The following is a 12541-nucleotide window of genomic DNA, read 5'->3' on the forward strand; positions in this document are numbered from 1 at the left end:
AGTAAAACAATAGACACTTATCTTTATATACCCCTAAAGGAGTTCTTATGAACACTGCACAAAAAGGTTTCACCTTAATCGAACTGATGATCGTTATCGCTATTATCGGTATTTTGGCTGCGATCGCTTTACCTGCTTATCAGGATTATACGACTCGTGCAAAAATGACCGAAGTAGTGTTAGCAGCAACTGCTTGTAAAAACACTATTTCTGAAGCAGCTGATGCAGGTCTTAAAGCTGCGCCGGCAGCTAATGCTTGGGGATGTGGTGAAAGCACAACGGCTGGTGGTACTGATCCTGCTCCTGCTCCCGCTTCAACTGTGGTTCCTGTAAGTAGCAAATACGTTTCAAACCTTACTACTACTACAGCTGGTCAAATTGCTGTGAAAGTTCGTGGTATCGGAACTACTGTTAATGACAAAGAAGTTAAACTAACTCCTTATAGTGATTCTGCTGGTCAAACTCCTATGATAGCAGCAGATTATGTTGAAGGTACTAACAAACCTATCCGTACTTGGATATGTACTTTCACTGGCGACAAAAAATATGTACCAGCATCTTGCCGTTAATCTTTAGCTTAATAATAAGCTACTATATATTTTAATTTTAAAAAGGAGCGTAATTTACGCTCCTTTTTTATGTGCTTAAATAAAATATTTAGAATTATTTGTTAAGATACTTGATAGGTGCATAGCTGTGAAAAATTCATATAAAAGTAAAATAGCCCTATGGCAAGTGATTATTTTAATTTTTGCTGTCGCAGGGTTAGCTGTTGCTATAGATCAATCGCCTTATCCCGATAAAGCTTATGATTGGTACCAGCTGCAGCAACTGCAATATGATTTACGCTGTCAGGGTGAAGCCTCATGGTTACGTGAGGCTGCAATAGAAGTGATGAAACAGGCCAATCATGACCCTTTAGAAAATATATCGTTAGCTTATAAGTCGCCAAGAGGCGTTTTATCTACTTGTGTGTCAGGCTTGATAAATAATTCGAACACGCCGATACCAGTACAGCCGACTACTATCTATCAATTTGCTAGTGTAACCAAAGTATTTACTGCAGACCTCATTTTAGACTTAGTACGTCAGGGTAAACTCAGCCTTAACGATAAGCTAGTTGACCTATTGCCTGAGCTACGCAATAAAACCTACAAGGATGCTAGGGTTACTGACATTGAAATTAAGTATTTGCTAGCACATACTGCGGGTTTTGATCGAGAAATACTTGGAGTTGGTGATAATATATTTACGGCTAATCCCTGGTGCCCTAATCATGTTGAGCAGTTAGCGGAAACTGAATTACAATTTTCCCCTGATGAAAAAATGATTTATTCCAATATAGGCTACTGTTTGTTATCGCGTATCGCCGAGGAGCAGTATCAACAATCCTATCGTGATATTATAAGGCAACGCTATCATTTATCTGACTTTAATCACTTTGATTTTATCACTGATAACGAAACCCTACCAATTGTGGATAACGCTATAAAGCCGTTATATAAGTTTTACAACTACCAGTCATTATCTTCTTCGGCTGGCCTGTATGGTGATGCATCTTCCTTAGTTGCTATTGTTGATGATATGGAAAAGTCTCAGCAGCCTAATATTACTAATAGGCCTAATAATGGCGCATGTGATATCTCTGTAGCTAGAGGCTGTCATGGTTTTATGGGTTATGAATACAGTACCGATTCGCACTTACGCTTTTATTGGCGAGATGGTTCTATGGTTTCGGTAGCGGCTCTATTAATCATTGATGATAAAGGTGGGACTATGGCTATGCTAACCAATGTTAGAAAAGATCCAAATCATATATCGCAATTAGTTGAATACATCTACCAATATCGGCTTGCTAATAACATATAGCATCTCTAAAAAATAATTTTACCAATAAAATCAACTAAGCATTGTTAGCGGATTATTGTTATGGAAAAGAAAATTACAGCGATATGTCTTATTATTGCTCTGCTTGAAGGTTTTGCTGGTCTCGGTATTGAAATATATTCTATTAGAATATCAGCTACTTATATCGGATCTTCAATTTCTATCACCGGTGTAATATTAGCGATGGTATTAATTGCAATTGCTATTGGTTATTGGTATGGCGGTCGTTTATCACAATCTACCCGTACGCCAAGAGAAGCATTATTAAAAGCAGGTTTCGTATTGTCATTATCTGCTGTTTCCCATGCTATCGCTTGCATCATACAACTGCCATTATTAGCAGCGATGACTTCGAGTACTGATAACCCTATTGTGGCGGCTATGGGTGTAGGGTTACTGTACGGAGTAGGGCTAGCATTTGGTTCAACTTGTATACCCTTGATTACCCAGTTTTTGACCTTGCAGTATGAGAGTCAAGACCATGTCGATGCCGGGAAGAATGCAGGAATGATGGTCGCTGTTACTACTATCGGTAGCGTATTTGGTTCAACCGTGACCCCAATTCTTTTACTTCCCTATATTGGTCTAATGAGTAGTTTGGCTTTATTTATAGCAGCATTAGCGACAAGCACGTTGCTTTGTACCCGATTAGCTACTTACATCCAAAATAAAGATGCTGATACCAAAACTGCTAAACCCAGTTTACATTATAAGAACTATATATTAGCTATGCTAGCTTTTATCACTACCGTAGTTTTTATATATATTAATAAGGTAGATACCGGTTATCAAACGTCAACAGGGGCTTGGTTTATAGGTTATTCTACTTATGAGGGTAAAACTGCAGTCACTATTTCTGATAACCCTACTCAATCAACAAGCAGTTGTTGGATCTACGAGACTAAAAAGAACTGTCATTGGTATGGAGAGATTACAGTACAGGGCATAAAACAAACCTCACCTGCTAGCCTAGTATTCTTAGGCGGCGCGGGTATGGGGACGCCTAGCGAAGTCGCTTATCATAATCCTGATACAGTTCTTACCGTTATTGATATTGATAAAGACTTACCAAAGATTATCGAAGCTCATTTCTTACAAGCACCTATAGCCAAAAACATCGATTTTATAGGTGATGACGCTAGAGGTTATCTAACTCGTCAGAATGATCTTACTTATGATTTTATGTTAATTGATGCTTTTCAAGGTAGGTTTGTGGCCAGTAATTTATATACACTTGAAGCACTTACTAAATTTAAAGCTACTAGCAAATTTATTATGGCAAATATAATAGGAAGACCGGTAACAGAACATGGGTATACCCAAACCCTTTTTAAAAATTGGTATGAAGTGTTTGGCGAGTCGGCATATGTCATTACTAGAAATAATAGCGCAGATTTGCAAAATCTTATGCTGTGTAATTTTGCTTGCCCAAATGGTCAAAAGCTCTCGCAAGTGGACTTTTTCAATAAAAATCAGAAAGTACATACTGATGATTTGCCCAGATTGGATAAGTATTACTATCATTCAATTGAAAGTCTTTAACTACTTGATATTAAAGATAATACATTAGGAGTGTGACAGGTGATATCAGCAGTTATCAAAGATAAAATGAAAACGACTTTTATTCACTTAGGTGTTAGCGCTATCCTAGCAGTAATATGCTATATGATTATCACCAATGTTTGGTATCCTGCGCCTTTGTTCAAAGCTACTGATGTCAGTAAAATATTTATAATGATGCTTGTGGTAGACTTGATATTGGGGCCGTTATTAACGTTTATAGTATATAAAAAGAATAAAAAAACTTTAATAATGGACTTATCAGTTATCGCATTATTTCAATTGAGTGCTTTGATCTACGGCTTATATTCAGTGTATGAAGCGCGACCAGTTTGGATAGCCTATGTGATCGATAGATTTGAGTTAGTTAGGGTTAATGAGCTGATTGATGACCCAGAACATCCTATGGTTTTGCCTACATTTGGTCCTGAGTATCGTTATGTCGATATTTCTACCAATAATCCAAATGAGCAACTTGATATAATAATGACAGAAACAAATTATGGTATTAAACCCACACAGCGTCCAAAGCTTTATCGAGACTTCGAAGCTGCTAAATCACTAGTTATAAAAAATAGTTTACAGTTAGCAGCGCTAAATCAGTACAACTCTTCAATAAAGATAGATGAAATACTTAAAAAATATCCCCAAGCTGATAGCTTTTTACCCCTTACTTCAAATAAAGACATGACTGTTCTTATTAATAAAAATAAGGGCGGTACTGTGGTTGCTATTGTTGACTTACGTCCTTGGTAATAATTATACCTTTGTTTATAGAAAGAACGCTTAGTTCAAAAAATGAATATCGCCATGTGAAGCGGAGTGGCATATCTTGTGCAATAAGAGAGTATTACTCATTATCTGATTTGCTACTATGCTGTTATTAAATTCAAACCGTTATCTTTCATCCGAGTCAGGATTTACCTTGTTAGAACTAATGGTAACTATCACAATAATTGGTATCTTGGCAGCGATAGCTACAGTTAGCTATCAAGTAAATATTAGAAGAACTGATTTAGTGATAGTTTATCAAGAATTAAATCACTTCAGACTACCATATGAGATATTGATTGACGAAGGAGAGAGTGTAGTAGATTTTACAGTGAGCGGTTTGAATATGCCAACTGATAGCGATTATTGTCAGTTTAGCGTGACAGCTCCGAGTATAAACGGCATAGCCCAAAATGCTATAACTTGCCAAATTAAGAAATTAAGCTATTTATCTAATCAAAGTCTTATTCTTGATCGAGCTGCTGATGGTACTTGGCAATGCCGAGCCTCAACAGGTATTCTTAAAGCTTATTTACCGCCCGCATGCAAGTAATTTTATCAATCATAGTAATAGAGTATTAAGATAATAAAAAACCACCTAGCAATATATATCTGTTAGGTGGTTTTTTTATCTTCAGAAATCTAAAGAGCTGTAATCGGTTATCTACTTCTCTAAATACTGAATCTTACCTTCCACACCATCCCACTTTGCCGCTTCTGGCAATTGCCCTTTCATTTCAGTGATATTCGGCCATTTTTGGGCCAGATCAGCATTTAGCTCCGTAAACATCTCTTGCCCTTTGGGCACTTCATCTTCTGAGAAGATGGCATTTGCAGGACATTCAGGCTCGCATAGCGCGCAGTCGATGCACTCATCAGGATCGATGACGAGGAAGTTCGGGCCTTCATAAAAGCAGTCCACAGGACAGACTTCTACACAGTCGGTGTATTTGCAAAGAATGCAGTTATCTGTAACGACAAAGGTCATAGTGATGTCTACCTGTTATTGGATTGAGCAAAATAGAATAGTTGAAAAATAAGGCATATTTTAGCGCCTTTACGGCTATTTGACAATTCCCTTTAATGACTAATGAATTTCTTAAGATGATAGAGCAGGTCATGCGCTTGCTTGGGTGTTAGGTTGTCAGGGTTAATAGCGTTAAGCTCATCTTGCAAGCTAAATAGCTGATTTTGCTGTGGATTATTATTCGTAGTTCTAGTTTGGCTATTACTGCTGCTATTTGCTTTTTCTGCCTCGTCATTATAAGCCTGCTGGCGTTTATCCTTTACTGACTTAGCTAATTCATTTTTGTCATCAACTTTATCGATAGCAACTTTTTCGTTTTGCGCTTTTAGGGTGTCTATTTTTAAGTTGTCTACTAAATAGCGCTTGGCATCATTCAATACCTGAGTTGGAATACCAGCCATCTTAGCGACATGTAGTCCAAAGCTAGAGCTGGCAGCGCCTTCACGTATTTGATGCAATAGCAATAATTGGCCATCGACTTCACTAGCGGCGACATGCACGTTACGAATATTAGCATGGCTGCTTTCAGCGTGATTTGTACTCTGCGCCAATTTTGTCAGTTCAAAATAATGGGTGGCAAATAATGTCAGGCAGCCAATCTCGACCAAGCGATTGACGCAAGCGTGGGCGATTGCTAGCCCATCCGTAGTAGCGGTGCCGCGTCCGACTTCATCCATCAGCACGAGCGATTTATTCGTTGCTTGATTTAAGATATTAGCTGTCTCAATCATCTCTACCATAAAGGTCGATTTGCCACCAGCCAAGTCATCAGCTGAGCCGATGCGTGTAAAGATGCGATCGATATCACCAATATGAGCACTAGCTGCTGGCACAAAGCTGCCGCAATGCGCGAGTAGGACTATCAAAGCCGTTTGGCGCATATAGGTCGACTTACCACCCATATTAGGTCCAGTAATAAGAAGCAGCCTTTCGGGATGCTCGTTACTACCTAGTGCACAGTCATTGGCAACAAAGTGGTTTGTACTTGATGAATTACCGTTCCTACTATTCGCATTTGTTTGATTCAATGCCGCTTCGACCACAACGTGACGACCTTGACGAATATCGATATTGGTTTGACTTTTGGCTACTGATTCGCTTTGGTCTTTTGTATGTAGACCCATGGTTGGGCGCTGCCAGTTATACGTCATGGCAAGTTGGGCCCAATTGCTTAGCACATCTAGTTGGGCGATAGCAGCGCTAAGCTGTTGTAGATCAGCCAAATGTTGGTTTAATTGATTTAGCAGCTCTTGATACAGCTGCTTTTCACGAGCTAACGCTAAGGACTGGGCACTTAGATATTCTGTCTCGACTTCCTTTAGCTCATCAGTGATAAAGCGCTCACTACTTTTGAGCGTTTGCCGAGGGATAAAGTGGGCAGGGGCATTCTTCGCCTGCATTTTGGGCAGTTCGAAATAGAAGCCGCTGACTTTATTAAAGCCAACTTTTAGACTCGGTAATTGATTGTCTTGACGGGCACGCTCGACCATCTCGTCTAGCGTCGATTGAATATTGTCATGCAAATGAGTAAGGCGATCAAACTCTTCATCAAAGCCCGCTGCTAGCATTCCTCCATCGCGGATATGCGCAGGCGGTTCAATGACAATAGCGCGTTCGATTAATTCGGCGACGGATTGAACAGCAGGTAGTTGATCTGGCAATTGCTGCATCAACATTGGTAATAGGCCAGCGTCTTCAGGACTGATTCCCGATGCTATTAATAAGGTAGTAAGCTGGGCGCTACTAGCGATACCATCGGCAAGCTTGCGTAAGTCACGAGGTTTAGCACTCATTAGCCCGATTCGACTGCTGATTCGCTCAATATCGCCAATGGTATTCAGCATTTCTCGTAAACGTGTAACCAATAAGCTATCTTTTACATCTTGGTTTGATCCAATTGAGTCACTCTTTGGGTTTAGCAAACAAGTTATCGCATTTAGACGCATATTGATACTTGAATGCTGACGCAATGGGCGCTTCATTTGCTGCACCAATAAACGACGTCCCATCGGCGTCTGACAGTGATTGAGCACGGATATCAGCGACGTTCCATTGCTGCTGACGGGGGTAAACAGTTCAAGATTTTGCTGACTATTGGCATCAATGATTAGATAGTCATCGCTGTACTCGACGATAAGCTGGTTAACTTGTGGCACATGGCGCTGTTGGGTTTGCCGTGCATAATGAATAAGGGCGGCACAGCTAGATTGGCTAAGCGTGGCATCGCTAACTCCTAGACCATCGAGGCGTTGTACCTCAAACTGCTGACAAAGAGTTGCGCTGGCATGCTCACGGTGAAAGTCATTGGCAGCGACTTCGATGATAGGGCAATCAAGATTTTGCCGTAGCCATGTCAACCAATCTTCGCCATTACCACTACTATTTACATCGCTGTGACTGAGTGCCTCGCTAATGATACATTCACTCGGGGCAAAGCGTGCGAGCACCGTCAGCATTTGAGTTTGTAAGCCTTCGATATCGTCATTATTAGCATTTACTGTTTGCGTCGTTAACGTCCCAGCGGCTAAATCCATTTGACTAATGGCGGCTTGCAAAGCTTGGTTGCTGTTACCTTTTGGCATTGCAATATCAATCGCGACCACGGTCGGTGTATGATTGGGCGCGATTAACGCATCATCGGTAATCGTACCAGCGGTCAGCGTTTTAACCACTTCACGGCGCATGATGCTACCAGCAGCAGATTTACTTTTGTCTTTCTTTTGCTTCTCGCCCATTGTCGGTGTATTGGACGGGCTGCTAGTGCCAGTAGCTGATTCGTCAATTTGTTCGCATACGACTACTGTCTGACCAGCAGCGATCAAGCGTGCCATATAGCTATCGGCTGCATGGAAGGGCACGCCCGCCATGGCTATCGTGTTACCTGCTTTATCCGTACCACGGCGGGTCAATGTGATATCCAATATCTGTGCCGCACGCTTAGCATCGTCAAAGAACAGCTCATAGAAGTCACCCATCCGGTATAAGAGCAATGCTTGTGGATAGTTGGCTTTCATGGTTAGATATTGCACCATCATCGGCGTATGGTCTGCTAGGTTGTAGACGTCATCGCCTATATTTAAGCAGTCAGAGGTCTCTTGTTTTGATAAGGGTTTTTCTGATGAATTAGGATTTGACGACTGATTTTGTACAGATGGCTTTACGGTCATGCAGAGTCTCTTATAGTGCTTTAATGGGTTGTAATGAGTATTTTGTGATAAGGATGCTAAAGGGTCATTTGTCTTATATATGAGTTTGATAGATAGCTTTGGTTTTATCAAGAAGCTAGTCACTTATAGATAAATGGCTCCACGACAAATTTTGAGCCAAGATACAGCGATAGCAAGCGTATAGAAATCAAACCGTGACAAACAAATAAAGTCGCTGAAAAAGCTAAGAAATTTAACAAGGTATTCGCTATTTTAACACGTCCTACTAGGTTTTTACTGTGGCAAATATCTACTCGCTGCCCTTGTATCCATCAGCGTCATAACCATATATAATGACGGCACACTTAATTGGGCGATACTAAATTAGGTAGTACTTAGTCGGGTGATGACAAGGCAGAGAGCTAAGCTTTGGCTAATGCGCACTAATTATCGAATATTCCATAGGTCAAAAAATTATGTTATCAAAGATTATAGGCAGTGTGGTTGGCACCAAAAATGACCGCGAATTAAAACGCATGCGTAAAGTGGTCAGCAAGATCAACGCACGAGAGGCTGAAATACAAGCCCTGTCTGATGAGCAACTACAACAAAAAACTGAAGAATTTAAAGCCAGACATCAAAAAGGCGAAAGCTTAGATGCATTATTGCCAGAAGCATTTGCTGTCTGCCGCGAAGCATCATTGCGTGTCAATGGCATGCGTCACTATGACGTGCAGCTGATCGGTGGTATCACCTTGCACGAAGGTAAAATCGCTGAGATGAAAACTGGTGAAGGTAAAACCCTAATGGGAACCTTGGCCATGTACCTAAATGCGATCAGCGGTAAAGGGGTTCATCTGGTCACGGTCAACGATTATTTGGCCGCGCGTGATGCTGAGCTAAACCGTCCGTTGTTCGGGTTTTTGGGTATGACTGTTGGTGTGATTTACTCACAGCAGCCGCCGCAAGAAAAAATCGAAGCTTATCAAGCTGATATCACCTATGGTACCAATAACGAATACGGTTTTGATTATCTGCGCGATAACATGGTCTTTAGTCTTGCTGAGAAAAAACAGCGCCCGCTAAACTTCTGTATCATTGATGAAATTGACTCTATCTTGATTGATGAAGCTCGTACGCCGCTTATTATCTCGGGTCAAGCTGAAGATTCATCACGCATGTACGCGTTGATTAATACGATTATTCCTGTGCTGATTCGTTCAAAAGACGAAGAAGCAAACAAGAATAACGAAGAAGAAGACTTCTGGATTGATGAAAAAAATCGCCAGATTGAGATCAGCGAAAAAGGCTATGAAAAAATCGAGCGCTTCTTAATCGAAGTGGGCGAGCTGGGTGAAAACGAAAGCTTATATAGCCCAAGTCGTTTGCCACTTTTGGCTCACGTTCAAGCTGCCATTCGTGCGCATCATGTGTTTGTCAAAAACGTTCACTATATCGTGGATGAAGGCGAAGTGGTCATCGTTGATGAAAATACAGGCCGTACCATGCCTGGTCGTCGCTGGTCAGAAGGCTTGCATCAAGCAGTAGAAGCGAAAGAAAACGTTGAGATCCAAGCAGAGAACCAAACGCTTGCCACAACGACCTTCCAGAATTACTTCCGTCTATATGACAAGTTATCTGGTATGACGGGTACCGCTGATACCGAAGCGGCAGAATTCAAATCTACTTACGATCTAGATGTCATCGTGATTCCAACGCATGAGCCAATTGCTCGTATCGATATGGATGACCAGATTTTCTTAACCAAGTTAGGCAAATATAAAGGCATCATTCGCGAAATTAAAGAAATTCAAGCCAAAGGCGCGCCAGTACTGGTTGGTACAGCGACGATTGAGGCCAGTGAAGAGTTGTCTTACTTGCTCGACCAAGAAGGCGTTAAGCATAACGTTCTAAACGCCAAGCAGCATGAGCGTGAAGCAGAAATTATTGCACAGGCAGGCAGTCCAAAGTCAGTCACGATCGCCACCAACATGGCGGGGCGTGGTACGGATATTATCCTTGGTGGTAACTGGCAGTCGTTTATCGAAGATATCGATGCGGTGAGCCCGGAAGAGATGCAGCGTCTAAAGTCTCAATGGCAAGTCAAACATGACCAAGTCGTAGCAGCTGGTGGTTTACATATCATCGGCTCTGAGCGCCATGAGTCACGCCGTATCGATAACCAGTTACGAGGTCGTGCTGGTCGTCAGGGTGACCCTGGTATGTCACGCTTTTTCTTATCGCTCGAAGATGATCTTATGCGTATCTTCGCAGGCGATCGCGTGGTCAATATGATGCGTGCGATGGGCCTCAAAGAAGATGAGGCCATCGAACATAAAATGGTCTCTAAATCGATCGAAAACGCGCAAGGTAAAGTTGAGAGTCGCGATTTTGATGCTCGTAAAAACCTACTGAAATACGATGATGTTGCCAATGAGCAGCGTAAAGTTATCTATGGTCAGCGTGATGATTTATTAGCAGAGATGGACTTATTAGAAGCCATCGAAGTGATGCATCATGAAGTATATAACGCGATGATCAATCAGTTTATTCCGCCTGGCTCTATTGACGACCAGTGGAATATTGACGGCTTAGAAGACGAGTTAGAAGACGAATTCAAAATCTCGATGCCGATTAATGATTGGTTAGATGAAGATCGCCGTCTGGATGAAGAAGGGCTGCGTGAGAAAATCGTTCAAACGGCGATAGATCGTTATCACAGTCGCCGTGAGCAGATGGGTGAAAAGGACGCCGCTCAGCTTGAGCGTCATTTCATGCTACAGAGTCTAGATAAGCATTGGAAAGAGCACTTAACGCAAATGGATCAGCTACGTAAAGGTATTCATTTGCGTGGTTATGCACAGAAAAACCCTGAGCAGGAATATAAGCGTGAGTCGTTTGAATTGTTCCAGATGATGCTTGGTGCGATTAAGTCTGAGACCGTACAAGACTTGTCACGTGTTCATATCCCAACCAAAGAAGAACTAGAAGCATTAGAAATTCAGCAACGTGAGAACGCTGCCCATATGCAAATGCAGTTTGAGCATGACGATGTAGATAACTTGGATAGCAATGCGAGTGGTTCAGCTGCTCAGCCGCAACCACAAAGCCGCAATATAAACAGCGGTGCTGCGGCAGCTGGCGTTGGTGCTGCTATACCAGGTAACGGTAGTAATGCTAATGAACCAAATCCATATGCAGGTATGAATATCAGTCGTAATGCAGCGTGTCCTTGTGGCTCAGGTCTCAAGTACAAGCAGTGTCATGGTAAAATCTAGTCGTTAGTCATAATAATTTAATAGCTATGTATTGAAAGGCTGTTAAAGCAAGCTCTTACTTGAAAAAGCCCTTATCTTAAGTAGATAGGGGCTTTTTTATATCTGTTAGATAACTTATGCAAACTTAAAACTTGCTAGACTAAGTCCAACAAACACTTTGTATTGATTACTTACAAATTCAGCATAGGCGTGAATTTATGGACACGCTATAGTGTTTAACATATTTATTTGGGAGAGTGTCATGAGTGTAGAATTCTTAAAAAAAGTACGCAGCTCAGTAATTTTAACAAGTTTGTTGGCTGGCGCCTTGACAGTTAGTGCTTGTCAGCAACAGGCAGAGCCAGAGTCGGGCATGGAAGACGGTGCTAATACAGAAGAGTCTGTTCCAATGTCAGCGGAGCCTGCTGAACCTAGTGATGTCGTTGTCGATACCGAAGATGCTTCACTTAACGAAGTAGAAGGTGATACCACCGCTTCAGTAAACAGCGGCGTGATGCAAATGTCATATCTATGTACACCTGAACTAAAAGTTGAGGCGACTTATAAAGAAGATGCCAATCAAGTTGTTGTCGCAACCGACATGGGTACAGTAACGTTGAACCAGACCAATGAAGGTAGTAATCCTGAAGTGTTTGAAGTGGCGACCGCAATTGATGGTGGTCAAGGCTTCACACAGTGGCGTGTAGGGCACGAAGCTCGTAAAACTGGCGTCATGCGTACTGCGGGTGCAGATGAGTCAAATGTTAATACATTCGAGTGTAATGAAGCTTCGTAATTTGTCTTCAATATTTAGTAAGTGATAGGCATTAAAAAAGCAACGCTAAGATAGCGTTGCTTTTTTATGTTGTGAAATAATCTTTATCAATCATACA

Annotated in this window: 9 protein-coding genes; 7 read left to right on the forward strand and 2 right to left on the reverse strand. The window is 41.5% G+C overall.

The window, feature by feature from the left end; translation table 11 throughout:
* The first annotated feature begins 47 nt into the window (after positions 1-47).
* The 5 genes from ACS8FA_RS16655 (at position 48) to ACS8FA_RS16675 (ending at position 4771) form a co-directional block, all read left to right on the forward strand.
* Positions 48-569, forward strand: coding sequence for a pilin (locus ACS8FA_RS16655; protein WP_439264204.1), 522 nt, complete (start codon positions 48-50; stop codon positions 567-569).
* 127 nt (positions 570-696) lie between these two features.
* Positions 697-1869, forward strand: coding sequence for a serine hydrolase domain-containing protein (locus tag ACS8FA_RS16660; protein ID WP_439264206.1), 1173 nt, complete (start codon positions 697-699; stop codon positions 1867-1869).
* A gap of 60 nt (positions 1870-1929) precedes the next feature.
* Positions 1930-3429, forward strand: a complete 1500-nt coding sequence (locus ACS8FA_RS16665; protein ID WP_439264208.1) for a fused MFS/spermidine synthase — start codon at positions 1930-1932, stop codon at positions 3427-3429.
* A gap of 39 nt (positions 3430-3468) precedes the next feature.
* Positions 3469-4203, forward strand: a complete 735-nt coding sequence (gene tfpZ, locus ACS8FA_RS16670) for a TfpX/TfpZ family type IV pilin accessory protein (RefSeq protein WP_439264210.1) — start codon at positions 3469-3471, stop codon at positions 4201-4203.
* 118 nt (positions 4204-4321) lie between these two features.
* The gene (locus ACS8FA_RS16675) at positions 4322-4771 is read left to right on the forward strand and encodes a pilin (protein ID WP_439264211.1); all 450 of its coding nucleotides are present in this window, start codon (positions 4322-4324) and stop codon (positions 4769-4771) included.
* A gap of 111 nt (positions 4772-4882) precedes the next feature.
* Here the strand turns inward: ACS8FA_RS16675 and fdxA are convergent, their stop codons facing one another.
* Both fdxA and mutS read right to left on the reverse strand, forming a co-directional pair.
* The gene (gene fdxA, locus ACS8FA_RS16680; RefSeq protein ID WP_439264213.1) at positions 4883-5206 is read right to left on the reverse strand and encodes a ferredoxin FdxA; all 324 of its coding nucleotides are present in this window, start codon (positions 5204-5206) and stop codon (positions 4883-4885) included.
* 92 nt (positions 5207-5298) lie between these two features.
* Entirely contained in the window at positions 5299-8412 is a 3114-nt protein-coding gene (gene mutS / locus ACS8FA_RS16685; RefSeq protein WP_439264215.1) for a DNA mismatch repair protein MutS, read from the reverse strand.
* Positions 8413-8867: 455 nt separating this feature from the next.
* Between mutS and secA the strand changes: the two genes are divergently transcribed.
* Together secA and ACS8FA_RS16695 are read left to right on the forward strand one after the other, a co-directional pair.
* The gene (gene secA / locus ACS8FA_RS16690; protein ID WP_439264217.1) at positions 8868-11669 is read left to right on the forward strand and encodes a preprotein translocase subunit SecA; all 2802 of its coding nucleotides are present in this window, start codon (positions 8868-8870) and stop codon (positions 11667-11669) included.
* A 241-nt stretch (positions 11670-11910) separates the two neighbouring features.
* The gene (locus ACS8FA_RS16695) at positions 11911-12444 is read left to right on the forward strand and encodes a hypothetical protein (RefSeq protein WP_439264218.1); all 534 of its coding nucleotides are present in this window, start codon (positions 11911-11913) and stop codon (positions 12442-12444) included.
* Positions 12445-12541 lie beyond the last annotated feature (97 nt).

Origin of the sequence: Psychrobacter sp. 1Y1, from assembly GCF_051847395.2 — a bacterium.
Taxonomy (GTDB): domain Bacteria; phylum Pseudomonadota; class Gammaproteobacteria; order Pseudomonadales; family Moraxellaceae; genus Psychrobacter.